The organism is Schwartzia sp. (in: firmicutes) (assembly GCF_978017985.1).
Genome location: NZ_CDXDFU010000183.1, coordinates 1 through 26,249, shown reverse-complemented (window position 1 = coordinate 26,249; position 26,249 = coordinate 1). Strand labels below are relative to the sequence as shown.

Here is a 26,249-nt window from a genome sequence, read left to right as displayed (position 1 = left end):
TTGTTAATCTAGACTTCAGTCTAGCCGTGTAATATGAAAAAAACCGCAAAATGAAGAGGACGCATGCAAGCAGCCTGCGTCCCCCATATCTTTTGTTATTTCTTCTGCTGCATCAGATTCTTTACAGCCTCTGCCGAAAGAACCGGCTGCGAAAGCTGCTGATACATCATATCCGCAAGACCGACACCGCCCGCTTTTGCAGCGTTTTCCATGAGTGCCGTATCAAGCATGGAATGCCATATTTCTTCAGCATTGTCGTCACCGAAAAGCTCATTCTTGGGAACAGTTTTGCGCATTTCCTTATACATGAGCGAAAGGAACATGGCCTCAAAGCCCTCACACGCATCACGGAGACGCTTTTGCTCGTCAAGGCTCATGGCGTTGGCATTGACATTTTGAGCAACGCCTGCCGGCTTTGCCGCTTCTGCCTTTTGCTGTGCCTCGCGGAGAGCCGCCTCGAAATGCTTTGCCTCGGCATCTGTACGCGCCGTTTCAAAAGCACTTCTTCCGTATTGCGCATGCGGAGTTCCTGCGCCAAGACCTGCTATTGGATCTATCATAATGAAACACCTCAGATAATCTCAAGGTCAGCGTGCAGAGCACCCGAAGCCTTGATTGCCTGGAGAATCGAGATAACATCACGCGGTGTTGCCCCAACTGCGTTGAGAGCACCGACTATATCCGAAACATCTGCCGTTGCCGGAAGAACAATGGTGTTTGCCTTTTCTTCCTCTACCTCGACGTCAGTATTCTTCGTGACAATTGTGCTGCCATAGCTGAACGGAGGCGGCTGTGTTGCATCAACCTCTTTCGTGATGCTGATGGAAATGCCTCCCTGCGTAACCGCAATGCTGTCTACGGATACGTCACCGCCCATAACAATCGTTCCGGTACGTTCGTTTACGACAACCTTCGCGATATTGTCAGGTGTAACAGGAAGCTCCTCTATGCTCGACACAAAGCCCACCACATTGCCGCGGTAAAACGGCGGAATAGTGAGGTCAATACGTCCCGGGTTCGCAGCCCGTGCTACGCCTCCGAAACGCATGTTGATTGCCTGCGCGATACGTGCAGCAGTTGTAAAGTCCGGCTGTGCAAGCGAAAGGGACAGCGTTCCGTTGTTTCCGAGGTCGTCCTCAACGGTTTTCTCGACAATAGCACCGTTCGGCGTTGTACCGACCGTCGGGAAATTTTTCTGGCGGGTGTTGCCTCCGTTTCCGGCAGTAAAGCCGCCCGTGGAAACTGCCCCCTGTGCTACCGCATATACCTGTCCATTGCCGGCCTGAAGCGGAGTCTGGATTAATGTTCCACCCTGAATGCTCTTGGCATCGCCCATGGAGGAAACAGTAATATCAATGGTATCGCCCTCACGTACAAACGGAGGAAGCGTTGCAGTAACCATAACCGCAGCAACGTTCTTTGTTTTAAGTGAAGACTGGTTAATCGTAACACCAAAGCTTCTGAGCATATTTGTTACGGACTGCAGAGTCTCCAGAGTCTTATTGGAGTCACCCGTGCCATTAAGACCAACAACTATACCGTAGCCAACAAGCTGGTTGGAACGGACGCCCTGAACCTTTGCTATATCCTTAATGCGCGTTACCGATGATTCGGCAAACGCTGTACTGAATGTGAACATACACAGTACTGCCAAAAGCAGCGCCGTAATTTTTTTCATAAAAGCACCCCCGCCCGTCAGAACAGGAAATTAAATATCTGTGTCAAAATGCCCTGACGCTGTTTTGCGTTGATTGGGCCCTTGCCGTCGAATTTGATGGTTGCATCGGCAACCTGTGTTGACGGCACCGTATTGTCATAGGTCACATCATCACGGCGGACTACTCCGCGAAGTGTAATCTTATGCTCGTTTTTGTTATTCCAGATGGACTGCGTTCCCTCGACAACCATATTGCCGTTCGGAAGCACATCGGTTACAGTGACGGTAACACGTCCTGTAGCACGGTTTACGTCCGTTGCCGTTCCGTTGGCTTTCCAGCTGTCGGAGCCGCTTGCGGAGGCCGCTGCCAAAAATCCGAAAATACCAACACCGGCATTCAGATTGGTGCTGCCGCTCTTGGAATTGGAACCGCCTTTTACCATGGAGGTTGATGCCGACTCACTTATAACAATCGTAAGTATATCACCGACATTACGTGCTTTACGGTCCGCAAAGAACATGCTTTCAGAACCTCCGGGGGAGTCTGCCCAAAGCGACTGCGCAAATACCTGCGCCGGCGCTGCGGAAAGCATAAAAGCGCAAAGTCCCACTGCTGCAGTCTTTTGCCATTTCTTCATCATACTATCCTCACCTCTTGCACTTAAAGGACCTCAACTGTTGATTCATCTATTACCTTCGCCCGCAGAATTTTGCGGGACGAATTATTCCTTACCCTTATAATATCTCCTTCACGGCCGGGCTGGAGAGTAGTTCCCTCCATCTTTACCTCGACTCCGTTGACGGAAGCTACAATCGTTACCAGCGCCCCCGGCTGCAAAACAACCCGGGATTTTATCATAGGGCGTTCCAAAGCCCGTCCTATACTCACCGGTCGGGCAACAACCTTGCCTAAAACGTCCTCTATCTCCGTATAAAAACGCTTGCCCTTCGTACCAATCTCACGTTCCTCAAGCCTTACATCAGAGGCTGTCAGCGGTGTATCGGCCTGCAGCGGACGTGCCGCCACAACGATACTATTGTAGAGATGGATACGGTAATGGCACCGTATTGTACGGTGAGGCACACCATCGACTACAGGTGTTATCTCCACGGAGGTATTGCCCCAAAAGCGCAAACCACCCGAGGTCTGCACTTGAAAGCTTACAACCCCGGGTGGAATCTCCATCGGCCGGGGTATATGAACACATTCGATTTCATACCGCCCATCAAGCACCGCCGCATCAAGCGACTGTGTAAGAAAGGCCTCGGCCTGTTCCTTCATCTGTTCCTGAGAAATTGTCTGGGTATCGGTGCCTGCCGGCTCCATACCGTACGCAAAAGCATTCGTCGGAGCAAAAAAAGCGCACCACAAAAAAACAGCCAGAAAAAACAGCTTACGCATCAGCGTTTCAATCCGTTCGCAATCTCCAGCATGGAATCTGAAGTCGTGATAGCTTTTGCATCAGACTCGTATGCACGCTGGGCAACAATCATGTTTACCATTTCTTCAACGACCTGTATGTTGGACATCTCTATAACGGACTGTACCAGCGTACCTGCGCCGTCCTCGCCCGGATTGCCGTCAAGCGGCTCACCGGATGCCTCTGTCTCAATGAAGAGGTTTTTGCCGATTGCCGTAAGACCTGCCGGATTGACAAAGCGAGTAATAGTAATCTGTCCGACTTCGTTCGTCTGACCGTCAACAACGTCCGAAACAAGACCTGTTCCGGAGATAGTGATGGAATCACTTGAAGCGTTCTGGTCGATAGTAATGTTATCAGCTTCCGGATATCCGTCCGTAGTAACAAGACGGCGGTTGGAATCAAGCTTGAACGAGCCGTCGCGTGTATATGCGATGGTTCCGTCCGGCATCTCTACGCGGAAGAAGCCTTCACCCTCGATAGCGATATCCGTCGGGTTGCCAGTTGCCTGAAGATTTCCCTGTGTAAAGATACGCTGTGTAGCTGCAAGGCGGTCGCCAAGACCAATCTGCAGACCTGTCGGATACTGAGAATCCGGGCCGCTGTTGCCTCCTGCCGGACGCAGTGTCTGATACAAAAGGTCATGGAACTCAGCGCGAACCTTTTTCGCGCCGTATGTATTGACGTTAGCAAGGTTGTGCGCGACAACGTCCATATTGTCCTGCTGCGTCTTCATACCGGACGCTGCGGACCAAAGGGCTCTCATCATAAGTCATTCGCTCCTATCATAAAAAACATAGATACTTAACGCTATAGTTATATCGATATTTTTCACCGTAAACTTAAATATTTTTCAAATATTAGGACACACGTCCAACATCATTGACCGCATGGTCCAGTAAAGTATCCTGTGACACTACGGCTTTGGAGTTTGCCTCGTAGATACGGTGATTATTTATGAGCTCGACCATTTCATTTACCACGTTGGAGTTCGAACGTTCAAGAACACCCTGATAAATCTCTCCTGTCGCTGCCTGAGGTCTTGCTCCCTCCTGCGCGAAATACAGGCTGTCGCCCTGCTTCAAAACGGCACGGCGGTCGTTGAATTCAACAAAACCGAGCTGAGCAATCATATCGCCGTTTCCGTAGATTTCACCCTTGGAGCCGATAACGACATCAACAACGTCTTCGGGAATCTGAATCGGACGGCCGCCGGTATTAAGCACCGGCTGCCCCAGCGACGTTACAATGGTACCGTCCTTCTGGCGGTAAAAATTGCCGTTTCGGGTGTACCGTACGCCCTGCGGCGTCTGAACCTCGAAATATCCGTTTCCGGAGATAGCAAGATCCAGCGAATTGCCCGTGGTCATCATGTTGCCCTGAGAGGCATCCGTTGCGATTTCAGCCGTATAGGAGCCGAGTCCGAGCGTTCCGACAATCGGCGCACGGCGGTCCAAAGAAAAACCTTTGAAATCCGTAACCGCTATTTTTTTCGTATCATTGATACGGCGAATTAGCATCGGATTAAATTCTTCGTCAATAGCGCGGTCACGCTTGTAACCTGTCGTATTAACATTCGCCAGGTTATTCGCTATAACAGCCGTACGGTTCTGTTCAGTAATCATACCTGTAGCTGCCGTGTAAAGTCCTCGCCACATTTATGCCACCCCATTCATTTTGAATCTTGTAACGAATATATTTCGACATTCTAACAGGAAAATCCTGCTTTTTATAAAAAGCATTTTATCATTTATGGAAAAAGCTCGGTGTTTCCTGCGTATCATTGAAATGATCCGCGTATTCAAGAGCCTTTCCTGTACCGACTGCCACGCAGGAAAGCGGGTCCTCTGCCAGCATTGTCGGAATGCCTGTGCAATGCTTGATGAGCTTGTCAAGACCGTAAAGCATCGCACCGCCGCCCGTAAGGACAATACCGTGGTCCATAATATCCGCGGAAAGCTCCGGCGGCGTATCCTCAAGTACCTTTTTCACGCAGTCAACGATACGTCCAACCTGTGCTTCAAGTGCTGCGGCTGCCTGAGCCGTAGTCATCGTAATATTCTTCGGAAGTCCCGAAAGCAGGTCGCGTCCGCGTACCTCCATCTGCGCCTGACGCGCTTCAGGATATGCAGCCGCAATCTTGATTTTAATTTCCTCTGCGGTGCGCTCACCAATCATAATATTAAATGTGCGGCGAACGTATTCGATAATCGCTTCATCAAATTTATCGCCTGCCACACGGAGGCTTGCGCTGGTAACAATGCCGCCAAGGCTGATTACCGCGACGTCTGTAGTACCGCCGCCGATATCTACGACCATGGAGCCTTTTGCGTCGTCAACAGGAAGTCCTGCACCGATTGCAGCAGCCATAGGCTCTTCTATAAGCTGCGTGCGGCGTGCGCCTGCCTGCTCTGCAGCTTCCTGTACCGCACGTTTTTCAACCATCGTAACGCCCGTCGGAACACAAATCATAATGCGCGGACGGAAAACGAAACGATGTCCGATTACCTTATCAATGAAATAGCGGAGCATACTCTCCGTAATATCGTAGTCAGCGATGACACCCTCACGGAGAGGACGGATTGCAACGATATTTCCCGGTGTGCGTCCCAGCATACGTTTTGCATCTTCCCCGATTGAGAGAATCTGGTTCGTGTCTTTATCCACAGCGACAACCGACGGCTCTCTCAAAACGATGCCTTTATTTTTAACATAGACCAATACATTCGCTGTACCCAAGTCAATGCCGATATCCATATTCATTCCAAACATGTTCAAAACCCTTCCCACTTTTTAATAGATGCGCCCATCTGTAAACGAAACTGAAAACAGGCATATATACTAAATGGTAAAACAGCCTATAATTTTTGTCAATTAAGAAATTCGTAGGAAATCTTTAAGACATAAGAAAAACCTGCTCTGAAAAGAGCAGGTTTTTTCATCGTCATTCAGCAGGTATGGCACTTGTCATAAATGCCATGTTCCTTGAGAACTTTAACAGCAAGCTCGCCCATGGAAGCAACAGTATCTGCAACTTCGATTCCGGCTGCGTTCAATGCTTTGATTTTATCCTTTGCAGTGCCCTTGCCGCCGGAAATAATCGCGCCGGCATGGCCCATACGTTTGCCCGGAGGCGCCTGCTGTCCGCTGATAAAGCCTACAACAGGTTTCTTCATGTTTTCTTTAATCCATGCTGCGGCTTCTTCCTCCGCAGTTCCGCCAATCTCGCCAATCATCATGACAGCCAGTGTTTCATCATCTTCATTAAAGGCTTCGAGAACGTCAATGAAGTCCATGCCCTTGACCGGATCGCCGCCGATACCGATACAGGTCGTCTGACCGATACCTGCCATGGTGAGCTGGTATGTAACCTCGTATGTGAGCGTTCCCGAGCGGGATACGACGCCAACATGGCCTTTTTTATGAATGTATGTAGGCAGAAGTCCGAGACGGCACTCATCTACCGTAAGAATACCCGGGCAGTTCGGTCCGATAAGCTTCGTTTTCTTGTCTCTCAGGTAACGGCGGACACGAATCATATCAAGCACAGGGATATGCTCCGTGATGCATACTACAAGGTCAACACCTGCATCAGCAGCCTCAATGATAGAATCAGCCGAAAAACGTGCCGGTACATAGATAACCGATACATTTGCGCCCGTTGCTTCAACTGCGTCGCTTACCGTGTTGAATACGGGAATACCGAGAACCTCCTCACCGGCTTTGCCCGGAGTTACACCGGCAACGACGTTCGTGCCATAATCTTTCATAATCTGTGTATGGAATGTAGCCTGTTTTCCGGTAATACCCTGGACAACAACCTTACTGTCTTTTCCTACAAAAATTCCCATGAATGAACTCCTCCTTCGTCCTCAGGCCTTTATCCGTAATTCGGATTTTTTTGCTGCCGCAAGCTCAACCGCACGTTTTGCGCCTTCGTCCATACGAGCTGCCATATAGACACCCGGCACATTTGCTTCTTTGAGAATTCTGCGGCCCTCTTCAACGTTCGTGCCGTCAAGACGGGCAACAACCGGAACGCGGAGTCCTACAATTTTTGCAGCTTCAACAATACCTGCCGCAATGACATCGCACTTGTTGATTCCGCCAAAGATATTTACAAACACACTGTGAACCTGGTCATCAGACTGCATGATACGGAATGCCTCTGCAATCTTCTCCACAGTGGAGTCGCCTCCGACATCAAGGAAGTTTGCAGGCTCGCCGCCGTAATATTTAATGATATCAACTGTTGCCATAGCCAGGCCTGCGCCGTTAACCATGCAGGCAACGTCGCCGCCGAGGTTGACATAGGAAAGTGCCGCTTTTGCAGCTGCGCGCTCCTTCGGGTCTTCCTCTGTTTCGTCGCGGAGAGCTTCAACATCCGGGTGGCGGTACAGTGCACTGTCGTCAAAATTCAGCTTGGCATCAAGCGCAATGATATCGTTCTCTTTTGTGACAACAAGAGGATTAATCTCTGCAAGCGAGCAGTCTTTTGCAATGAAGACATTGTAAAGACCTTCCATAAATTTGGTAGCCTTGCTCATGACCTCCGGCTTGAAATGCATACGGAATGCCATACGGCGTGCCTGGAAAGGCATAAGTCCCACAACCGGGTCAATGTATTCCTTGAAAATCTTTTCAGGGCTTTCCTCCGCTACCTGCTCGATTTCCATGCCGCCTTCCTCGGAACCCATCATGACAATCTGTGCAGTTTTGCGGTCGATTACAAAGCTGAGATAGTATTCCTTCTCGATATTCGAGCCTTCTTCAATCAAAAGACGGTTTACCTGTTTGCCCTCAGGGCCGGTCTGATGCGTAACGAGTACTTTTCCAAGCAAACCGGATGCGTACTGCTTGACCTCGTCAATATTGTGAGCCAGCTTTACGCCGCCGGCTTTGCCGCGTCCGCCCGCATGAATCTGCGCTTTAACAACAACAACCGGCGTACTCATGTCCTTTGCCACACGTGCAGCCTCTTCCGGGCTGAACGCAGCCTGGCCGTTAGGAACCTTTACGCCAAATTCGCGCAGAATCTGCTTACTTTGGTACTCATGAATGTTCATACATTTGCCCCCTGTCTGATCTTTCAACTCAAGTTACATCTCTATTAGATGCTGTACAGTTTTTTCGCATTATAAGCAATATACAAAAATAATTGTAACTGTTTTTTTCTCTTTCGTCTACCGAATTTTCAAAAAAATTTACCATCAAAAGTAAATTATTTCGAATTGTATACAAAATTCTTCTCGTCCTTATTTTTGCCCGTAGTAAGCATCTTTGCCGTGCTTCCTCAGATAATGCCTGTCCATGAGTACCTGATTCATCGTTGAAAGTTTTTCGCCCGCGATTGATTCCGCGTAAAGTGCCATTCGTGCGACCTCCTCAAGCACCACGGATTTTTTCACAGCCGATACAGCGTCCTTTTCCCAAACGAAAGGCCCGTGCGACGCCACAAGCACCGCAGGAATCTCCATCATATTTTTTCCCGCGAAGGTTTCAACAATAACCTTTCCCGTTTCCGCCTCGTATGCTCCCTTTATTTCCTCTGCCGTCATAGGACGCGTGCACGGAATATCACCGTAAAAATCATCTGCGTGAGTCGTTCCCAGTGCAGGAATGGAGCGTTTTGCCTGTGCCCAGGAGGAAGCATATCTCGAATGAGTATGGACGACTCCGCCGATTTCATCACATGCACGGTATAAGGCAAGATGTGTGTCCGTGTCAGAGGATGGGCGCAGCTTTCCCTCTACTACTCTTCCATCCGCAAGGCTGACAACGACCATGTCCTCCGGCTTCAGAGAATCGTACTCCACCCCTGAAGGCTTTATGACAACGAGGCCCTTTTCCCTGTCTATCCCGGAAACATTCCCCCATGTAAAGGTTACAAGTCCGTATTCAGGCAGCATGCAGTTTGCGCGGCATACCTCTTCTTTAAGTTTTTCAAGCATATCGCAATTCTCCTTTCGCAAATTTAACAGTATTCAAATATATACTCCCAAAAAGAAAAAAGCGCTGCTTTCACAACGCTGTAATATCTATTTCCTTCAGACTATGGACAATCCAATCGGCATCCGATAAATCCTGTTTTCCCGAATTCGGATTTTTGAACGCTATGCAGCGCATACCTGCAGCTTTCGCCGCGGCAATTCCCGACGAAGCGTCCTCAAGAACCACACATTCAGCCGGGTTCTTTCCAAGCCTTTCCGCTGAAATCCTGTAAACCGCAGGGTCAGGCTTGCTTGCAGGAAGATCTGCCCCGCTCAGCACCGAGGAAAAAAAGTGATTGAAATCAAATTTTTCGAGCACAGCCTCAATTACCTGCCGTGCAGATGAAGATGCCAAAGCCATTGGAATTTGCTCCTCTGACAAACGAAGAAGGAGCTCCCGCGCTCCTTCAATCGGTTGAATAGCATCATCATTTTTCAAAATATCAAGATACCTTTCATGCTTGTAGTCCGCCAACATAGAAGGCTCAAGATCATGTCTTCCGGCGCGCTCTATCGCGTCGGTAAAGAGAATACGGCTCGTTCGGCCCATATACGCGGAAAAATCAATATCCGCGTCCAGACCGAAATGTATAAGTGTGTCCCGTTTTACACGGGTATGAATCGGCTCACTGTCAATCAGAACGCCGTCCATATCAAACAGAAATGCTTTTACCAACCCTCAGACAACTCCGTTGATTCTCCCACAATGGGGCTCTCCGCAAGACGTTCCAGGTACTCGTCGCGCGGCAGCGGCCGGGAGAAATAATATCCCTGTATTTCATCACAGCCGATATCCTGCAGGAACTCGACCTGTTCTTTCGTTTCAACGCCCTCGATTACGACATCCATCTTGATATCATGGGCAAGCTGGACAATGTGCTCCATTATTTTCGCCGCACGATAGGAAGTTACAATCTCCTGAACGAATCTCATATCTATCTTCAGGATATTGACCGGCAGATTTCGGAGCATGGAAAGAGAGGAATACCCGCTTCCGAAATCGTCCATGAGGAACTTAAAGCCTGCCTCCTGGAACCGCTTCATGGTTTTCATAATCTGCTGCGGATTGTCGGTATACGCGCTTTCTGTAACCTCAAGCTTGATCATCCAAGGCTCAAGGTCATATTTCTTCATCAGACCGAGGAAGAAATCCAAGAGGTTTTCGTCATAAAAATCAAGCCGTGAGACATTAACGGACACCGGCACAACGCGTCCGAGCTTGGCACGCTCGTCGGCAAGCAGACGGCAGACCTCTTCCCATACGTAATGGTCAAGGCGAACGATGAAACCGTTTCGTTCAAAAAGCGGAATAAATCTGTCCGGAGAAATCATTCCTTCCGTCGGATGCGTCCAACGGACAAGAGCCTCTGCACTTGTATCGCACTGTTTTACCGTGCTGTAAATAGGCTGCAGATAGATGGTAAACTGCTTCTGCTCGATAGCATACTCCATCTCGCGCAGAATCATCTGCTCATCCATCATGCGCTCGCGCATCTTGTCATCGTAGAAGGCATAGCGCTTACGGTAGTTATCTTTTACCGTGCTTAAAGCCATATGCGCACGGTCACACATCTGGTCTACCGGGAGGAATACATTTTCGACAGGCAGAACACCTGCATAGAACAGGATAGTATGCGGAAGAACAAGCATCTGCATATCTTCGTCAACGGCACTGATCAACTCGTCCATCTTGAGCTCGTCGAGAGGCATACAGATTGCGAAATGGTCTGCTTCAAGACGCGCACAGATTCCGCGGTCTTTCGTGTAATGCGCAAAGCACGCGCCGGCTGTTTTGAGGACAAGATTTCCCGTCTCAATATCACAGAGGTCATTTACAACCTTGAAATGGCTTATGTCGAGATAAACAATGACATATTTGACATCGGAATTCTTCTGCATGAGCTCTGCCGCAGCCGTGCAGAATTTCTCACGGTTATAGAGATGAGTCAGCGGATCCTCGCCGATTTTACGGCTGAGCTCCAAAAGCTGAACCTTCTGCTCCGCCTGCTCAATCTTGCGCCATTCATTCTCAAGACGCGCCATGACATTACGCACACGGCAGCGGACAATCGTAGGATGATACGGCTTCGTGATAAAGTCAGCCGCCCCCAGTTCCATCATCTTTGCTTCGCTTTCTACCTCGTTACGGGCAGTTGTAGCAACAACAGGAATTGACGCAAAGCGTGAATTCTGCTTCAGACGGGTAAGTACCTCTACACCGTCCATGACAGGCATAACAAGATCCAGAAGAATGATATCAATATTGTTTTCTTCGATAACATCGAGTGCCTGCTGCCCGTCTTCTGCATGGAGTATTTCGTAATCATCCTTGAAATATTCCTCCAAAATGGTGCGGTTGATTTCCACATCATCTACAATAAGCATGCATGGCCGTTTGGCTTTCTTCTCCATACCTATTCCTCTCTCCGCCAGGAAAAAATGAATCCCTTCCTGTCCTTTTTTAGGTTGACTATATTCTATCATATTAGAGAGGAAGTTTCATCTTTTCAGCAAAAGAATTTTCATTATTCTTGCCTTTAGGGACAAAAGCCCGGAGCTGCACTCGTGTATTTCAACGATTCGGAAGCACTTCCTCAAGTGCCGTTTTTGCGAGACTCAGTGCTTCATCAAGCTCCGGCTGCGTTATGTTCAGAGGCGGATTGAAGTACAGCACATCTCCTATTGGGCGGAGCAAAAGTCCATGTGAAAGGGCATGACGGTAAACCTCATAGCCTGTACGTTTTGCCGCGTCGAAAGGCTGCTTTGTTTTCTTATCAGCTACGAGCTCGAAAGCATGAATAAGCCCTATATGACGGATTTCGCCGACATTAGGATGCGAGCCTATGACGTCCTCCATTCTCTTTGTCAGCCATTTGGAGTTGACCGCCATATTTTCAAAAATCGGCTGTGTCCTGAAAATGTGCTGCACGGCAAGGGCCGCGGCACATGCAAGAGGATTTCCTGAGTATGTGTGGCTGTGCACAAAAGCTTTCCCCTCACTGTAATCAGCATAGAAGGCATCATAAATTTCCTGTGTTGTGACTGTAACCGACATAGGGAGATACCCTCCGGTGAGTCCTTTGGATATAGTCATGATGTCCGGTGTTATTCCGGCATGATCACACGCAAACATTCTTCCCGTTCTGCCGAAGCCTGTTGCTATTTCATCAGCTATAAGAAGCACTCCCGTTTTATCGCACAGTTCTCTGAGCTTCTTCAGGTAGAGAGCCGGATACACCCGCATACCCGCACTTCCCTGAAGCAGCGGTTCAACAATGATTGCCGCGGTTTCTTCACCGTGCTCGGCAAATGCTTTTTCCGCATGTTCAAAGCATTCGCAGCTGCAATGGTCCCTGTCTTTCCCGAACGGGCAGCGGTAGCAGTCAGGTGCTTCCACATGAATGTTCTTCATCATCATTGGCTGATACATTTTTGCGTACAGGTCGAGGCTTCCTACAGAAAGAGCGCCTATTGTTTCTCCGTGATAGCCCTCGGAAAGGCACATGAACTTCTGTCTCTCAGGGTGCCCTGTCTGCAGATGATACTGGAAGCACATTTTGAGTGCCGCTTCAACCGCCGAGGAACCGTTATCGTTGAAGTGAAATTTACAAAGTCCCTTTGGAACGATGGTTGCCAGCGCTTCAACGAGCTTCACCGCAGGCTCGTGCGAAAAATTCGCAAAAATAACATGCTCCAGCTTGTCAATCTGGTCCTTAACCGCCTTATTTATGACAGGGTTGCAGTGCCCGAAAAGGTTGCACCACCACGAGCTTATAATATCCAAATAACGCCTGCCGTGAACATCATACAGCCATGCGCCGCGCCCACGCGCCACTACAATCGGCGGCAGTTCTTCATAATCCTTCATCTGTGCTGCCGGATGCCAGATATATTTCAAATCTCTTTCTTCGTAATGCTCATCCATCAACATAACCTTCATTCCCCCGAATATTTATTTTTTGAACGGTGTTTCATATAATCCCGCAAGAAAAGCCGCATCAATATCAAGCTCGGTATCGCCTTTTTTCACAACGGCAATAACAGGTACGCCCGTGATTTTTTCAATCATGTCACGATTATCCTCTTCCATCATATCCCCCGGATGGAAACTGTTGAGTATGACTCCTTTTACCGGGATATGACGCATCATCAGATGCTCTATGGTTAGCACCGCGGAATTTATCGTGCCCAGTCCCGCATCGGCAATCACAACAGCGCCCAAATCCAGCCTCGATACAAGGTCATCAAGTATCACATGCTGTTTTTCATCCCAACGCAACGGGCATATAATTCCACCGCTGCCCTCCATTGTGAGGTAATCATATTTTCCCAAAGCCCGCCGAAACGCGCTCTCTACCCTGTCAAAATCTATAGGTTCATTGTTTATTTTTGCCGCCAGATGGGGTGATACAGCCTCGGGATAAACATAGGTAACAAGATTTTCCGTCTTTTCGCCGATACCCGCGGTTTCGTTAACATAAAGAGCATCTCCCGGCAAAAGCTCTCCATTCTTTCCTTTTTCAGCCCCGCTTATTGCTGCCTTATAGTAGCCGGCATTCAGTCCGCTGTCCCTAAGCTTTTTTACAATAAGCCCGGTAACATAGGTCTTTCCCACGTCTGTTCCTGTTCCTGTAACAAAAATACCTTTTCCCATTGTTTACGCTTCCTTTACCTGAAATGAACTATCGGAGTGAGCACTTTCTACCCAAACTCCGGCGTGCCTGCATTTTACGGCAATCCCCGCCGCAGCTGTGCAAAGCAAAAAGTCCGGTACCACTTGTAAAATACCGCAGTACAAAACAACCCACCAAAGAGAAACCGGAGCATCAATCACAAAATTTGAAATAACATAAAACCAGCTGAGACCGAAAAGGTAAACAATCGCCATTCCTCCGACATTGACCGCCAAAAGACGTTTCGCCGAATACTCTCCGGAACGGCGTGACATCCATCCGCAGAACCACGCCTGAACAACAAATCCGATGAGATACCCGAAGGTCGGCTGAAGAATATAACCCGGTCCTCCGCCGGATGCAAAAACAGGAACACCTATAAGCCCCAGCAGTATATAAACGAAAACAGATACAGCCCCAAGCCGTCCGCCAAGAATCAGTCCTGCCAAAAGGGTAAACATAAACTGCAGAGTGAACACATCAGACCCGACGGGAATACGTATAAACGCTCCGGCAGCTACCAACGCAACAAACAAAGCACACAGAATCATTTCCCTTAACTCTAATTTTTTCATGTAAACTCCCCCTTCGTTCACATAGGATACGCCCCACCGCCAATATTGTCAACCAACAATTTTAGTATGGTTAACGAAATATGCAGACCTCTCCATCTGCAGGAAGAATAAGCAGCCGCAGAAAAAAGGAGCCTGCCACAAATCACGAAAATCTCTGATTTACGGCAGGCTCTCTTCTGTGTTTTGTCCGTCCTATTTGTTCATATCCGACTGGGTGTCATGCTCCGCGCTCTTTATGTCCTTACTCATATCTTTTGCCAGATTCATCCGGTGGAACTCCGGATCATCATGGAGTATCATAGTGAATTTATCCGTTTTATCAAGCTCCACGGTGCCTTCCTTCAGAGACAGCTCCAGAATATGCCCGCCCTGCTGCCTGTCATCGGAAATAAAATGGAAATGCCATCCGGGTGTATTAAGTCCTCCCATATAATTCGGGCAGTACAGCCCAACTAAAGTTCCCTTGATATTTTGGGCCGTAAATTCCGTCTGCTTTCCTTTGAGGGCTTCTACCAGCGTAGGATAGGGCTTCCGGCTGCCGTACTCACTGCGAAAGAGAATGGAAGAAAATTCCGTATGCAGCTTTATCATGTAAAAGCTGTTTTCGCCGCACTTTTTAACTTCCGCGTTCAACAGCTTTTCAAAGCTCTCCTTATCCTTGACGTCCTTCATCCCGACGTGAATATCATCGTCAAAATACGTAACGGTAGCATAGGGAACAGCAGTCCTGTCATCAGCCACCACAACACGGCCGTCGCCCAAAGCCTGATATACCGTGCCGTCCAGCATAATCATTTCTCCGTTCAGCCCCTCAAAGGTACCGATGCCAACATCTCCGAGAGAGCGCATATCCCGCACCGTTACCGTGCCGCCAAAATATCCCTGAGCCAAGGACTGCAAAAGAGCTATCTGATTCAGACTTTCCCGCTCTGCCAAAGCAGGTGAAGCATAGCCCACGCTGCCCACAAGAAGACCGGCAGCCAAAGCAAGAGCAAGCTTCTTTTTGAGGTTCGTTTTCATGCACATCATTCTCCTTATATTCTCAATCCAGCTTGAAGTCGTAGTGCTTGGAATAATCCTCCTGAATGTTCAACCGAAGTGTCTTGTTTGCTAAATCGTAAACCGCCGTGTGCCATGTCTGCCAGAAGTTATTCGGCTGAATGCTTCTGTCGTGCATCTTGTAGGTATCTATGCCGGACTGAATAGCCTGTTTGAAATCCATCGGCGCGCTGTCGATTGTCAGATCTCCGCCGCAGGTCTCTGTGTACCAGATTGGATTTGTATCAGCCTCATAGGTCTGAGTGTATTTCACACGTTCCATCAGGCGTGCCATTCCCTCTGCGGACTCTCCGCCCTCTGCGTAATGCTCCCTCAGTATGGCGTAACGCTCAACTCCACAGGCATGAGGCGTAAGAACAGGGAAGTTCTCGTAGGTTTTTCCCGCAACCTTCTGCCCCTTCTTTGCTATCTGTTTTGCGTAATTTGAATAGCTGCCGTAGTTGATGTAGAAATTTGTCATGATGTTGTCGGTGTCGTTTCTTACAATAAGTTCACCGTCTATACATTCAAGGATATAGGTTTCCTTCTCATCAGCGAGCATCCAGTGAATCCCGCAGGGGCCATAACCGCCGTAAATGTCCATATTCTTCAGCATCTCTACAGCATGAGCGGCGGACTCTGCGTGGTCAAGAACATATCTGACTACAGCAAGAGCATGAATGCGCGGTTTGCCGTAATTGGTTGACTGCAATGTAGCAAAATCCAGATCATCGGCAGGAACGACGTTGCTGTTCATCGCCACGCCGTTTTCATTGATGCCGTCAAAGGTCATATTTGGCAGCGCGAGGAACTCAGCTTCCGGAACCCTGGCAACTTCATCGGACTTTATCGTGAGAATCGCCGCCATGCCTATACTTGCATAACGTCCCTCAGACTCCTTTGGAGCAACCTTGACTACGAATTCGGGAACGTCGGCATAGTCCAAATCAAGATTGCGGCCGTAGAAGTTTCCGTTGCGTACTGATGAACACGCAAAGCCAGTCTTGACATGTTCGCCCGTCGTGAGATCAGGCACGTAGTCAGTGTATTCCATGTAGTACAGGTACTTATCCAGCTTTTGCGGAGCTGTGAAGGAAGCAGCCTGTGTTACTGAAGCACAAATGACTAAACTGAAAGCCATCAGCGCAGCAAAAACAAGTTTAAAGTTTTTCTTTAAGCTGTCCATGGTATCTCCTCCATCGTATTATTTTTCATTTCTGAAATCCGGGAAGCGCCCGTCCCTATAAAGAGGATCAATGGTTTTTGACAGGGCGTATGCCACACGGAAGGCATTCAGATCATCATAGGTGTTGCTGACAATCTGTACACCCACGGGAACATTTTTCTCGGACAGTTCCACCGGCATATTCACAACCGGGTACCTGCTGGCAAGATTCCAAATCGGTGTCAGCAGAAGATTGGTGCTGGGATAGATTTTCCCTTTTACCTGGGCTGTTTTATCCGGTGTCGCTTCAAGATCGGCAGGGAAATAGGGCGTTGCCATCGTGGGCATGATCAGGGCGATGCAGCCCTTCTCGAAAACCTTCTGCTGAACATCACGGTGCAGCTTCATCAACAGCATTTCTGCATTAACCTGATCCTGTGGAGTCAGATTGCCTGCATACGCCTCCAGATTCTTCACGTACGAGCTGAACAGGTCACGATGCTCGTCCAAACCGTTGAATATGACGTACATGCTTGTTGACATGAGTCCCTTGAAATAAGTAGGCATGAAGCTTTCGGCTTCAACGTCGAGCTCTATCAGTTCAACCTGCGCTCCGGCTTTCTTCAGCGCCGCGACTGCGGTATCTATTGCATGGTCGGATTCCCGGCTCAGACCGCCCTGAAGCCAGTTCCTGCAGTAAGCGACGGCGACCTTCTGCCCCTTAATCGGAGTATATTTCCGGGGGTAGTCCAGCTTGGGACGAATTGAGGAATGGACCTCCGGGCTTGGACCGGCAATGACATCCTGCATGAGCGCCATGTCGGCAAAGGTGCGTGCCATGGGCCCCAAGGTTTCGTAGGTGTTGTCCGACGTGGCTACGCGGCCGAAGGGCGGTTTGAAGCCATACAGTCCGTTCATGGCAGAAGGAATGCGGATGGAGCCTCCCATGTCAGAGCCGGTGGCCAGCGTGCAGAAGCCTGCGGCCAGCGCCGCGCCTGATCCGCCGGACGACCCGCCGGTGCCGTAGTAGAGGTTCCACGGATTGCGGCTGACGCCGTAGAGTCGCGACCAGGTCATGGGGCTGAGGTACTGCTCAGGTACCGTCGTCTGGAAAACAAATATCGCGCCCTCTTTACGGAGTTTTTGAATCATGGCACCGTCAGCGGCGCACGGCTCATGGTCTTTCAGAATAAGGGATGCGGCATCGACGCGCCATCCCTTGACTTCATTCTCGTCCTTGATGCCGACGGTAATCCCTTCAAGCCTGCGCGCAGTGCCATTCCGATAGCGTTCATCGGCCTCCTTTGCCAGTTTTCTGGCCTCTTCAAAATTATCGAAGGTGATGGCATTGACCTTGCCGGCGTTGAACGTATCCAGCTCGTTTACCAGGTCCCTGCGCGATACGTTGTATTCGCCATTGTATTTCATTACACGGCTGATCTGCGCTTCCAAAACCTCGCTGGGCGTTGTTTCGCCTTTTTGGAACAGTTCTATGAGTTTTACAGCCGGCATGTATGCCAGCTCTTCATTGGAAAACTTCGACGCGGCAAAAACTGCATTTGTGCCTGATGTAAAGAGCATAATCAGCACTGCCGCCATGAACGCTAAAAGTGCTTTCCTGAAAAAATATCTGTTCATTCACCATACCTCCCATTACATATTTCTCGCCACTATTGACGGGGCCTCAATCTACACGTTACCAAAAATACTACAGTTCTTCGCCTATGTGTTTATGACATCCCCCTCCCTATCTGACGATGCCATGTGATCCCGGAGGTTACATAGCATCCCGCTCAGCGTTTTGTCAGCCTCTGCAGCCGAATTGCAGACAGCGAAACTGAAGGCCATAAACGCGGCCAATAAGATACTAAGCGCTTTTTTGAGATTTTCATGGTATTTCCTCCTACAGCCTTTCCCTTGCGCAGGCGCGGATATGATTTGGCTATTTTAGATACAGTAATACTCGGTCAGGAAATACGTTCTCTTCCAATCAAGAAGCTTTCTTTTGGATTCCTTTTCCGGATGAATATTGAATTCATCGAATACCATCACTTTTCTGTCCTTCAGATCGTAAAGCGGCCACTCCTTCGCCTTTCCGTCGGGAGAAATATCCGCGCCGAGTGACGGATTGCCGGACTTGGCGAACTGAACCCACATCTTACGCAGGGTTTTCGAGAACGTCTCATCAAACTGCCTTCCCGTAACAAGAGTCTCCTCCGGATGACAGAATACAGTCGAAAGCTCTATCGCATGTCCGCTCTTCAGCAACGGGAATGCAGATTCAACCGTAAAGAAATATGTGTAGGATTTGCCGCCGGCTTTTGTCTGATTCTCCGACAGTCTAAAGAGTGGAGCTATAAACACAATTTGGTCAAACAGACGGTTGGTGGCGGAGTATTCAGGGCTTACGTCCTTTGCATTCCTGCAGTAGCCCTCAACCAATGCCATCTCCTTCTTCGTCAGTTGGGCAAGCTTCTTCGCTCTGCGGTCAGCGCAAAACTTATTCCAGGGTTCCAATCCCATTCCGTATATGAAATATCCCATTTCGTCCTTGGTACAGCCCTGAAGGAAGTCTATATCCTTTGCTGCGCCCTTTGCGTAAGCCTCAAACGGGTCCAGAGGCAGATAGCTTCCGTCTCTTTCCGGCCATACCCGCAGTCCAAGCAAGGCGCCTGCCGTATTCACGAACTTTTTGATATCGACCTGCTGCAGGTCAGCAACAGTCTTGCACCCCAGAGCCTCCATCAACTCGTTCGTACAGGCAATAGCATCCTCCGTGGATCTTGTGAAAACAGGGGAGCCGCTCATGGCAATAACCCGCTTAAAATACCGATGGGAGCCTTTGATCAGCGGGAGCGTGGTTACACTTCCTCCGCCGGCGGACTGACCAATGATTGTCACGTTGTCCGGGTCTCCTCCGAATGCCGCGATGTTCTCATGAACCCACTTTAATGCCATAATTTGATCCATAAGCCCAAGGTTCTGCGCGTCCGGATAATCCTTGCCGTCCGGCAGGTGCGAAAGGTGGAGGAAACCAAAGACACCCAGTCTGTAATCAATGGAAACAACTATAACATCAGGATTCTCTCTGACGAAATTCGTACACTCCTCCCGCGGCTCGGTTGTCCCGCCAACCTCAAAGGCGCCTCCGTGAATCCATACTATTACCGGTTTTTTCGGTGTGCCCATCTCCTCTGCTCTCCACACGTTCAGATACAGGCAGTCCTCACCCTGCGGATACATAGAGGCAATTTGGAAGATGCCGTCTTCTACCTGACATGGGCTCTTCCCAAAGTAATACGCTTCGTACACGCCGTCATCCGGCACGCAGTCCACCGGTGCTTTCCAGCGCAGCTCCCCGACAGGCTGCTCCCCGACAAAAGGAATGCCCTTGTAGGCGATGACGCCATCATTCCTCTTACCGACGAAGGTTCCGTTAATACACTTGACCGCAAGCGACTTGTCATAATCATCGTCCGTAATCTGTTTGTTCTCGCCGTACAGCGCCATCATTCGCGCTTTCATTTTTGCTGCATCCAGGAACTCATTCTTCAATTCCTTGCCTGTTCTTCCGGATTCTTTCCCTGCGGCAAAAACTTTTTCATACGGCAGCAGACCGGTCATACCGACGGTGAAAAATCCCACTGCGGCAGTTTTGATGAACTCCCTGCGGGTCAGGTTTTTATACATTAGTATCATATCCTTTCCTTTGCTCGTACAGCCATTGCAGAAAGCGGCTTTGATATTGACATATCTGCTTCCGGTTCGAAGAACTATTTATTTGTTTATATTATCTTATTTTTTGTGTTTTCAGACAATACCCGTTTTAAGTTTCAAGCAGCGTTTTCACCTCCCCGCCTCCTTCTTATCGGCTTCTTTCTTATCGGCTTCTTTCTTTTGTCCATTTGCGCCAAAGAGGACTGCATGATAAAATAAAAAAGATTGAAAACAAACTCATAAACAAAATCGAAGAAAAGAGGTCATTTTATGACAAAGATGAAATATACACTGAGCGCCGCTGTTCTCGCTGCGGCTCTTTTGGGAGCTCCTGCCGCACACGCAGAGGAAGGCTACGAGGAAGAAGCAGCTTACGAGGAAACTGCTGAGGCTCCTGCCGCTGAGGAGGCACCTGTTTCAGTCGGTATGCCAAACCCGTACATCGAATATAAAGATGTTCCGGCTCTTGAACGTTCAATCGGTTTCCCGGTACTCTACCTTCCGGCGAACTTTTACGCTTCGTATCACCCTGCAGTCCATGTCTACGGCATTGGCGGCCAGGTGGCAGATGTCCGCTTTGTAGGCAAACTTGACGGCAGCACTATCGCTCTGCGCACTGCAGTCCTTCCTTTCGTACATACGGAGGATATCAGCGGTTTCTACAGCGTTGACTGGAAGAAGGAAAGCGCCGGCGACTCCAACAACACTCCCATCTACGCAGCCTCTGCGTCTGATGGAACCCGCGTGGTACGCTGGACCTCAGGAAACTTCGTTTTCTCTCTCGCGATTGGAAACGCTGACGACGCACTCTATAAGGCTATCGTCAAAAACTTTGTTGTAGTTTCCGCACGTTTCAGCAAAAAATACCATAACGTCAACTTCGAAATGACTCCTTCGGCAAAAAGAATTCTTGCCGAGGAAAAAGCTGCCGCAGCTGCTGCAGCCGCAAAATAATCCAGAACTTCGCAACGATTCGATTTACCCACACATGTACGGTGAATCGAATCGTTTTTATTTTCACTTAAAACTTTTATTAATCTCTTTATTTTGAATGTGGAAAAATTTCGCTAAAGGCGTTATAATGTGCTTGTTTCGCATACACGATTAACAGAAAGGGGTTTTATCCAATGAAAGGCTCGGATATCCTGAAGCATGTCGATCATACCCTGCTCTCACCAACCGCCACATGGCAGCAGATTGAGGAGCTCTGTGAAGAATCACTTATCTATCACACGGCGTCCATTTGCATTCCGCCCTCTTATGTAGCACGCGTACACGAAACATTCGGTCCTACCGTGACAATATGCACGGTAATAGGTTTTCCGCTTGGCGCCGATACCACCGAAGCAAAGGTATGGGCGGCAAAACAGGCATTAAAGAACGGCGCCTCCGAAATTGACGCTGTAGTAAATCTCAGTGATGTCAAAAACGGAGAATTTGCAAAAATCACGGAAGAAATTTCCGCGCTGAAAAAAGCTGTCGGAAAGCATGTCCTCAAAATCATAATCGAAACCTGCTATCTGGAGGATGAGGAAAAAATCGCGCTTTGCCATGCCGTTACGGACGGCGGTGCCGATTACATCAAAACCTCAACAGGCTTCGGCTCAGCCGGAGCAAGCCACGCTGATGTCACGCTCATGCGCGCCAATGTCGGCCCGGGTGTTAAAGTCAAGGCTGCCGGCGGAATCCGCACCATTTCGGATATGAAGCAGTATCTCGCCGAAGGCTGCGACCGTCTTGGATGCAGTGCGGCTGTCCGTCTTTTGAAAGACAAAACGGACAAAGATATCTAAAGGAGTTTTCTCACATGGATTCCATGACAAATCGTGCGCGCGGTATGAGCTTCTACCGCGCGCTTTTCGTATCTACTTTTGTAATCAGTGCCTTCACTGTAGGCGGCGGCTTTGTAATAATTCCACTGCTGAAGGCAAAATTTGTTGATGAATACGGCTGGATTAAGGACAAGGAAGCCCTTGACCTCGTTGCAATTGCCCAGTCAATGCCGGGAGTAATTGCGGCAAATGCCTCTATTCTTCTCGGATACCGCATGGCAGGTATACCCGGTGCCGCCACCGCTCTTTTGGCAACTGTCCTGCCCCCTCTCATAACTTTATCCACAATCGCTTATGCCTATGATGCATTCGCAGCAAATCCATATATACAGATGGTATTAAAGGGCATGCAGTGCGGTGCCACGGCGCTCATCGCAAATGTTGCCATAGACCTTGTCTCAAAGCAGATAAAGAAAAAGCTCCTGCTTCCGATAGTTATCATAGCAGGAACCTTCATCGCAAATTTCTTTTTCGGCGTCAACATCATGCTGCTTATCCTGATTGACGGACTTATTGGTCTTGCATTCATGCGGGACCGCAAATATGACTGAGGAGGTACCGACATGATTTATCTTATTCTTTTCCTTGAGTTTGCCAAAGTCGGTCTCTTCTGCGTCGGCGGCGGCTACGCTTCCATGCCGCTCATTGAGGCGGTGGTCGTTGATAATTATCACTGGATGTCCCTTCGGGAATTCGTTGATATCTTCACAATCTCACAAATGACTCCGGGCCCTATAGGAATAAACGCGGCAACCTTTGCAGGAACAAAAATCGCAGGGCCTTTGGGAGCTGCTTCCGCGACCTTCGGTTTCGTTGCCCCGTCCTTAATTTTGGGAATTATATTGTCGGTACTCTTTTACAAATACGGTGATATCGGTCCAATCCGCGGAATTCTGAACGGACTCCGCCCCGCAGTTGTAGCACTCATCGTTGGTGCAGGCATAGGCTTTATACTGCTTGCTCTGTGGAATACGGAGAAAATGCCGATTAATCTCATGAGCATGGATTTACGCGGAGCTGTCATTCTGATTGCAGCCATCATTGCCGTTAGAATGAAAATCGGTGTAATAAGGGTATTGCTTGGCAGCGGTATCCTCGGTCTGCTTTCAGGCCTTGTAGGATAAGTATTGACACAGATATTTCATCGTTGCTATAATAATACTAGCTTTTCGGAGAGGTGTCCGAGTGGGTTAAGGAGCCGGTCTTGAAAACCGGTGATGTCGCAAGGCACCGTGGGTTCGAATCCCACCCTCTCCGCCATGAATATTACAGACTCGGGATTATCCCGGGTCTTTTCTTTTTTTCTAAAAAAAGCCAAGCAATCTTAATTTTTACTTCATAAACTCTTGTTATAAATACTATAAACAAATATACACAATTAATGAGAGTAAAGTCCTTGTTTTTTGATTAAAAAACCTATTTTTTATGACATGATTTCTATATCCCAGATAATCACAGGATTTAAGGCTTTTATAATTTTGTAGTCCTTTTATTTTCAATTTCAGACTTATGTCCCAGCTTTCCTTGTCAAGCCCCCGCAAACTTCAAAACAGGCGTAACCCTTGATTTCATACGGTTGTCGAGTACTTTTACATAGGTTATAATATAGACAGATATCCGTGTGAAATGAATTCACACTACGGATATAGTGTAACACCGATTGGCTACGGAAGCCCCACAACTAAACACAGGGAGGTGCTTAGCATGAGCTCCATTCAAGCTGCACTTTATGATCCGGCGAAGAGGATTTCGCCGTACATGATTGCAGTGACGTCAAAGGCCAATGCTTCCTCAGACAATCTGCTTGCAAAGCAGTATCGCATGGAAAAAGGAAATTCCGAAGCGACACTGGAGCGTTTAGCGCGTGAGCATGATGAACAGAGTGCGCGTGAGATTAAAACCGCCGAGAAGAAGCTGGCAGCAGTCCATGAAAAAATTGAAAAAATCGTAAACCGCAACAAGCTGAAGCTGCGTACAGGTATCTCTATGGATACCGAGCAGAACCTGGGACCGGCTTATTTGCTGGAACTCAGCACAAACTTCCAGCGTGCTGCAAGCAGGCTTTCCCTCTGACGCGGACGTCCGCGTATTCGAAAACCCCACGATTTTTATCCCTGCCCACGAGGCAGGGATTTATTTTTTGTCCTCATCATATAACAAAATAAGACTGCACCGAAGTGCAGTCTTATTATCATTTGAAGAAAATCGCCATATAACCTTTTATGAAGATATATACCACTATAAGCGGGAGAATCCACGTCAGATAGAAGCGAATCCATTTAGGGAACGCGATACCTTTTCCCGTATCAGCCTCGCGTATGAAGTTATCCCAGCCCCAACCGTAACGCGTTACGCAGAACAACAGATAAACAAGGCTTCCAATCGGAAGGAGGTTGCTGCTGACGAAGAAGTCCTCAAAATCAAGAACTCCGCTGCCCGGTCCGAAGGGCTGAAAGCCTGACCATAAATTAAATCCAAGCACGCACGGCATAGACAAAAGCACGATTGCTATAGCAAGTCCCGGAATTGTCCCTCTTCGACCACGTCCCATCAGCTCCGTGACACAGGAAATGATATTTTCAAATACCGCAATAACGGTTGACATGGCAGCGAAAGACATGAACAGAAAGAATAGCGTTCCCCAGATACGTCCGCCCGCCATACTGTTAAACACATTCGGAAGCGTGATAAAGAGAAGGCTCGGTCCGCCGCCCGGGTCGATTCCGAAACTAAAGCATGCAGGGAAAATAATGAGTCCCGACATGAGCGCAACGAATGTATCAAGGATAATAACCCATATTGCTTCGCCCGTAAGGCGCTTGGTTTTTCCGATATAGCTGCCGAAAATCGCCAGTGAGCCGATACCAAGGCTCAGGGTAAAGAAGGCCTGCCCCATAGCCGCAAATACGACCTCGCTGACACCGTATTTCAGAAGATTGTCCATGTTCGGCATCAGGTAATAGGAAAGACCTGCCTCGCTTCCCGGAAGCAGAACGGAATTTACCGCAAGAAGAATCAAAAGACCGAGCAGGCATACCATCATTGACTTGGTAATGCGCTCTACACCAGCCTGAACTCCAAGCCAGCATACACCAAAGCCTAAAGCTACCACCAATACCATATTCGCCGTCATGAGCACAGGGTCTGCAAGCATAGCCCCGAATTTCTGACCGATTCCCGCGGCATCAAGCCCTACAAATCCACCCGTAAGCATTTGCCACAAATAGTAAAACATCCACCCGGAAATCGTCGTATAAAACATCATCAAAAGAAAATTTCCGGCTATGGCGCCGTATTTGTACCAGTGCCATTTTGTTCCCTTCGGCTCAAGCTCATCAAAGGAGAGCGCAACACTGCGCTTGCTGGCACGTCCTACGGCAAACTCTGCAATCATGATAGGCAGTCCGAGAATAGCCAGAAACAGAAGATAAATGAGTACAAACGACGCGCCGCCGAATTTACCCGTAATATACGGGAATCTCCAGACATTTCCCAGGCCGATTGCACACCCCGCAGAGACCAAAATAAATCCCAGGCGGGAGGAAAAACTTCCACGTTCCAAAACCAACACATCACTTTCCGTTTAATCGAAAATTCATGTGCCTCCATCCACAGAGGACACTTAATGAAAATTATACGAGATTAAGGACTGAAAAGCAATTGTTTCGCACAAATAAAAACGCCTGCGGTTTCAAAAACCACAGGCGTGAAATAATGCGGAAATCAGTGGGAAGTGAACTGCTCGCGGGGGATAACGTCGTGTGAGCCTCCCTCGACGATACTGACGGAGGAAACAAGAGTAAGCTTTGCTTTCTCCTGCAGTTCTTTGATGCTGAGTGCGCCACAGTTGCACATTGTCGAGCGAACCTTGCTGAGGGTGATGCCAACATTGTCATGCAGCGGACCTGCATACGGTACATAGGAGTCAACGCCTTCCTCGAAGGACAGCTTCGAAGCGCCGCCCAGGTCATAACGCTGCCAGTTGCGCGCACGGTTAGAGCCCTCGCCCCAGTACTCCTTGTAGAATGTACCGTTGACTTTGACTTTGTTTGTCGGGCTTTCATCGAAGCGGGAGAAATAACGTCCAAGCATCATGAAGTCTGCTCCCATAGCAAGTGCGAGGGTGATGTGGTAATCGTGTACAATACCGCCGTCCGAGCAGACAGGAACGTAAATGCCCG

The 26,249-nt window shown here is 48.8% G+C and carries 26 protein-coding genes and 1 tRNA gene; 6 read left to right on the top strand and 21 right to left on the bottom strand.

Annotation, left to right across the window (positions count from 1 at the left end):
* Nucleotides 1-95: 95 nt before the first annotated feature.
* The 19 genes from ACY69O_RS08005 to ACY69O_RS07915 form a co-directional block, all read right to left on the bottom strand.
* Nucleotides 96-560, bottom strand: a complete 465-nt coding sequence (locus ACY69O_RS08005; protein WP_462332944.1) for a rod-binding protein — start codon at nucleotides 558-560, stop codon at nucleotides 96-98.
* Between the two features lie 11 nt (nucleotides 561-571).
* The gene (locus ACY69O_RS08000; protein ID WP_462332943.1) at nucleotides 572-1,678 is read right to left on the bottom strand and encodes a flagellar basal body P-ring protein FlgI; all 1,107 of its coding nucleotides are present in this window, start codon (nucleotides 1,676-1,678) and stop codon (nucleotides 572-574) included.
* Between the two features lie 17 nt (nucleotides 1,679-1,695).
* On the bottom strand, nucleotides 1,696-2,295 hold the full coding sequence (locus tag ACY69O_RS07995) for a flagellar basal body L-ring protein FlgH (RefSeq protein ID WP_462332952.1): 600 nt from the start codon (nucleotides 2,293-2,295) through the stop codon (nucleotides 1,696-1,698).
* Nucleotides 2,296-2,318: 23 nt separating this feature from the next.
* Complete coding sequence (gene flgA, locus ACY69O_RS07990) at nucleotides 2,319-3,059, bottom strand: flagellar basal body P-ring formation chaperone FlgA (RefSeq protein ID WP_462332942.1); 741 nt, start codon at nucleotides 3,057-3,059, stop codon at nucleotides 2,319-2,321.
* Nucleotides 3,059-3,847: a flagellar basal-body rod protein FlgG gene (gene flgG / locus ACY69O_RS07985; protein ID WP_462332941.1), complete on the bottom strand. Its 789-nt coding sequence runs from the start codon at nucleotides 3,845-3,847 to the stop codon at nucleotides 3,059-3,061. The genes flgA and flgG overlap by 1 nt, the downstream gene beginning before the upstream one ends.
* A 91-nt stretch (nucleotides 3,848-3,938) precedes the next feature.
* Complete coding sequence (gene flgF / locus ACY69O_RS07980; RefSeq protein ID WP_462332940.1) at nucleotides 3,939-4,736, bottom strand: flagellar basal-body rod protein FlgF; 798 nt, start codon at nucleotides 4,734-4,736, stop codon at nucleotides 3,939-3,941.
* Between the two features lie 88 nt (nucleotides 4,737-4,824).
* Entirely contained in the window at nucleotides 4,825-5,850 is a 1,026-nt protein-coding gene (mreB, locus tag ACY69O_RS07975; RefSeq protein ID WP_462332939.1) for a rod shape-determining protein MreB, read from the bottom strand.
* A gap of 176 nt (nucleotides 5,851-6,026) precedes the next feature.
* A complete protein-coding gene (gene sucD / locus ACY69O_RS07970) occupies nucleotides 6,027-6,929 on the bottom strand; it encodes a succinate--CoA ligase subunit alpha (RefSeq protein ID WP_462332938.1) in 903 nt (300 codons plus the stop codon).
* A 21-nt stretch (nucleotides 6,930-6,950) separates the two neighbouring features.
* A complete protein-coding gene (sucC, locus tag ACY69O_RS07965; protein WP_462332937.1) occupies nucleotides 6,951-8,144 on the bottom strand; it encodes an ADP-forming succinate--CoA ligase subunit beta in 1,194 nt (397 codons plus the stop codon).
* A gap of 189 nt (nucleotides 8,145-8,333) precedes the next feature.
* Complete coding sequence (locus tag ACY69O_RS07960; RefSeq protein ID WP_462332936.1) at nucleotides 8,334-9,029, bottom strand: L-ribulose-5-phosphate 4-epimerase; 696 nt, start codon at nucleotides 9,027-9,029, stop codon at nucleotides 8,334-8,336.
* 70 nt (nucleotides 9,030-9,099) lie between these two features.
* The gene (locus tag ACY69O_RS07955) at nucleotides 9,100-9,744 is read right to left on the bottom strand and encodes an HAD family hydrolase (protein ID WP_462332935.1); all 645 of its coding nucleotides are present in this window, start codon (nucleotides 9,742-9,744) and stop codon (nucleotides 9,100-9,102) included.
* Nucleotides 9,738-11,480: a putative bifunctional diguanylate cyclase/phosphodiesterase gene (locus tag ACY69O_RS07950; protein ID WP_462332934.1), complete on the bottom strand. Its 1,743-nt coding sequence runs from the start codon at nucleotides 11,478-11,480 to the stop codon at nucleotides 9,738-9,740. Before ACY69O_RS07950 ends, ACY69O_RS07955 begins: the two co-directional genes overlap by 7 nt.
* 160 nt (nucleotides 11,481-11,640) lie before the next feature.
* Nucleotides 11,641-13,008: an adenosylmethionine--8-amino-7-oxononanoate transaminase gene (gene bioA / locus ACY69O_RS07945; RefSeq protein ID WP_462332933.1), complete on the bottom strand. Its 1,368-nt coding sequence runs from the start codon at nucleotides 13,006-13,008 to the stop codon at nucleotides 11,641-11,643.
* Nucleotides 13,009-13,020: 12 nt separating this feature from the next.
* The gene (gene bioD / locus ACY69O_RS07940) at nucleotides 13,021-13,722 is read right to left on the bottom strand and encodes a dethiobiotin synthase (protein WP_462332932.1); all 702 of its coding nucleotides are present in this window, start codon (nucleotides 13,720-13,722) and stop codon (nucleotides 13,021-13,023) included.
* A gap of 3 nt (nucleotides 13,723-13,725) precedes the next feature.
* Nucleotides 13,726-14,316, bottom strand: a complete 591-nt coding sequence (locus ACY69O_RS07935) for a biotin transporter BioY (RefSeq protein WP_462332931.1) — start codon at nucleotides 14,314-14,316, stop codon at nucleotides 13,726-13,728.
* A 192-nt stretch (nucleotides 14,317-14,508) separates the two neighbouring features.
* A complete protein-coding gene (budA, locus tag ACY69O_RS07930) occupies nucleotides 14,509-15,336 on the bottom strand; it encodes an acetolactate decarboxylase (protein WP_462332930.1) in 828 nt (275 codons plus the stop codon).
* A 22-nt stretch (nucleotides 15,337-15,358) separates the two neighbouring features.
* Entirely contained in the window at nucleotides 15,359-16,540 is a 1,182-nt protein-coding gene (locus ACY69O_RS07925; RefSeq protein WP_462332929.1) for a carcinine hydrolase/isopenicillin-N N-acyltransferase family protein, read from the bottom strand.
* An 18-nt stretch (nucleotides 16,541-16,558) separates the two neighbouring features.
* Nucleotides 16,559-18,157 carry an amidase gene (locus tag ACY69O_RS07920; RefSeq protein ID WP_462332928.1) on the bottom strand — a complete coding sequence of 533 codons (1,599 nt, stop codon included), beginning with the start codon at nucleotides 18,155-18,157 and terminating at the stop codon, nucleotides 16,559-16,561.
* Between the two features lie 309 nt (nucleotides 18,158-18,466).
* Nucleotides 18,467-20,209: a carboxylesterase/lipase family protein gene (locus tag ACY69O_RS07915; protein WP_462332927.1), complete on the bottom strand. Its 1,743-nt coding sequence runs from the start codon at nucleotides 20,207-20,209 to the stop codon at nucleotides 18,467-18,469.
* A 297-nt stretch (nucleotides 20,210-20,506) separates the two neighbouring features.
* Here ACY69O_RS07915 and ACY69O_RS07910 point away from each other — a divergent pair, with 297 nt between their 5' ends.
* From ACY69O_RS07910 to ACY69O_RS07885, 6 genes are all read left to right on the top strand, one after another.
* Nucleotides 20,507-21,190 carry a hypothetical protein gene (locus tag ACY69O_RS07910; RefSeq protein ID WP_462332926.1) on the top strand — a complete coding sequence of 228 codons (684 nt, stop codon included), beginning with the start codon at nucleotides 20,507-20,509 and terminating at the stop codon, nucleotides 21,188-21,190.
* Nucleotides 21,191-21,363: 173 nt separating this feature from the next.
* The gene (gene deoC / locus ACY69O_RS07905) at nucleotides 21,364-22,029 is read left to right on the top strand and encodes a deoxyribose-phosphate aldolase (RefSeq protein WP_462332925.1); all 666 of its coding nucleotides are present in this window, start codon (nucleotides 21,364-21,366) and stop codon (nucleotides 22,027-22,029) included.
* A gap of 14 nt (nucleotides 22,030-22,043) precedes the next feature.
* Nucleotides 22,044-22,619 (top strand): chromate transporter, encoded by a 576-nt coding sequence (locus ACY69O_RS07900; RefSeq protein ID WP_462332924.1) that lies wholly within the window; start codon nucleotides 22,044-22,046, stop codon nucleotides 22,617-22,619.
* Between the two features lie 12 nt (nucleotides 22,620-22,631).
* Nucleotides 22,632-23,192 carry a chromate transporter gene (locus ACY69O_RS07895; RefSeq protein WP_462332923.1) on the top strand — a complete coding sequence of 187 codons (561 nt, stop codon included), beginning with the start codon at nucleotides 22,632-22,634 and terminating at the stop codon, nucleotides 23,190-23,192.
* Between the two features lie 47 nt (nucleotides 23,193-23,239).
* A tRNA-Ser gene (locus ACY69O_RS07890) sits at nucleotides 23,240-23,328 on the top strand.
* A 444-nt stretch (nucleotides 23,329-23,772) separates the two neighbouring features.
* Nucleotides 23,773-24,141 carry a hypothetical protein gene (locus ACY69O_RS07885; RefSeq protein WP_462332922.1) on the top strand — a complete coding sequence of 123 codons (369 nt, stop codon included), beginning with the start codon at nucleotides 23,773-23,775 and terminating at the stop codon, nucleotides 24,139-24,141.
* Between the two features lie 118 nt (nucleotides 24,142-24,259).
* Here ACY69O_RS07885 and ACY69O_RS07880 read toward each other — a convergent pair whose 3' ends face one another.
* Nucleotides 24,260-25,639, bottom strand: coding sequence for a sodium-dependent transporter (locus tag ACY69O_RS07880; protein WP_462332921.1), 1,380 nt, complete (start codon nucleotides 25,637-25,639; stop codon nucleotides 24,260-24,262).
* Nucleotides 25,640-25,791: 152 nt separating this feature from the next.
* Nucleotides 25,792-26,249: IMP dehydrogenase (locus ACY69O_RS07875; protein ID WP_462332920.1), on the bottom strand; the 458-nt coding region annotated here is incomplete at its 5' end.

Coding starts and splice junctions, on each gene's coding strand:
- bioD (WP_462332932.1), bottom strand. CDS start 13,722: ATGGGAAAAGGTATTTTTGTTACAGGAACAGGAACAGACGTGGGAAAG.
- ACY69O_RS07950 (WP_462332934.1), bottom strand. CDS start 11,480: ATGGAGAAGAAAGCCAAACGGCCATGCATGCTTATTGTAGATGATGTG.
- deoC (WP_462332925.1), top strand. CDS start 21,364: ATGAAAGGCTCGGATATCCTGAAGCATGTCGATCATACCCTGCTCTCA.
- ACY69O_RS07960 (WP_462332936.1), bottom strand. CDS start 9,029: ATGCTTGAAAAACTTAAAGAAGAGGTATGCCGCGCAAACTGCATGCTG.
- sucD (WP_462332938.1), bottom strand. CDS start 6,929: ATGGGAATTTTTGTAGGAAAAGACAGTAAGGTTGTTGTCCAGGGTATT.
- ACY69O_RS08000 (WP_462332943.1), bottom strand. CDS start 1,678: ATGAAAAAAATTACGGCGCTGCTTTTGGCAGTACTGTGTATGTTCACA.
- sucC (WP_462332937.1), bottom strand. CDS start 8,144: ATGAACATTCATGAGTACCAAAGTAAGCAGATTCTGCGCGAATTTGGC.
- ACY69O_RS07935 (WP_462332931.1), bottom strand. CDS start 14,316: ATGAAAAAATTAGAGTTAAGGGAAATGATTCTGTGTGCTTTGTTTGTT.
- ACY69O_RS07920 (WP_462332928.1), bottom strand. CDS start 18,157: ATGAACAGATATTTTTTCAGGAAAGCACTTTTAGCGTTCATGGCGGCA.
- ACY69O_RS07895 (WP_462332923.1), top strand. CDS start 22,632: ATGATTTATCTTATTCTTTTCCTTGAGTTTGCCAAAGTCGGTCTCTTC.
- flgG (WP_462332941.1), bottom strand. CDS start 3,847: ATGATGAGAGCCCTTTGGTCCGCAGCGTCCGGTATGAAGACGCAGCAG.
- flgA (WP_462332942.1), bottom strand. CDS start 3,059: ATGCGTAAGCTGTTTTTTCTGGCTGTTTTTTTGTGGTGCGCTTTTTTT.
- budA (WP_462332930.1), bottom strand. CDS start 15,336: ATGAAAACGAACCTCAAAAAGAAGCTTGCTCTTGCTTTGGCTGCCGGT.
- ACY69O_RS07900 (WP_462332924.1), top strand. CDS start 22,044: ATGGATTCCATGACAAATCGTGCGCGCGGTATGAGCTTCTACCGCGCG.
- ACY69O_RS07995 (WP_462332952.1), bottom strand. CDS start 2,295: ATGAAGAAATGGCAAAAGACTGCAGCAGTGGGACTTTGCGCTTTTATG.
- ACY69O_RS08005 (WP_462332944.1), bottom strand. CDS start 560: ATGATAGATCCAATAGCAGGTCTTGGCGCAGGAACTCCGCATGCGCAA.
- ACY69O_RS07925 (WP_462332929.1), bottom strand. CDS start 16,540: ATGGACAGCTTAAAGAAAAACTTTAAACTTGTTTTTGCTGCGCTGATG.
- ACY69O_RS07910 (WP_462332926.1), top strand. CDS start 20,507: ATGACAAAGATGAAATATACACTGAGCGCCGCTGTTCTCGCTGCGGCT.
- ACY69O_RS07885 (WP_462332922.1), top strand. CDS start 23,773: ATGAGCTCCATTCAAGCTGCACTTTATGATCCGGCGAAGAGGATTTCG.
- flgF (WP_462332940.1), bottom strand. CDS start 4,736: ATGTGGCGAGGACTTTACACGGCAGCTACAGGTATGATTACTGAACAG.
- bioA (WP_462332933.1), bottom strand. CDS start 13,008: ATGAAGGTTATGTTGATGGATGAGCATTACGAAGAAAGAGATTTGAAA.
- mreB (WP_462332939.1), bottom strand. CDS start 5,850: ATGTTTGGAATGAATATGGATATCGGCATTGACTTGGGTACAGCGAAT.
- ACY69O_RS07915 (WP_462332927.1), bottom strand. CDS start 20,209: ATGTATAAAAACCTGACCCGCAGGGAGTTCATCAAAACTGCCGCAGTG.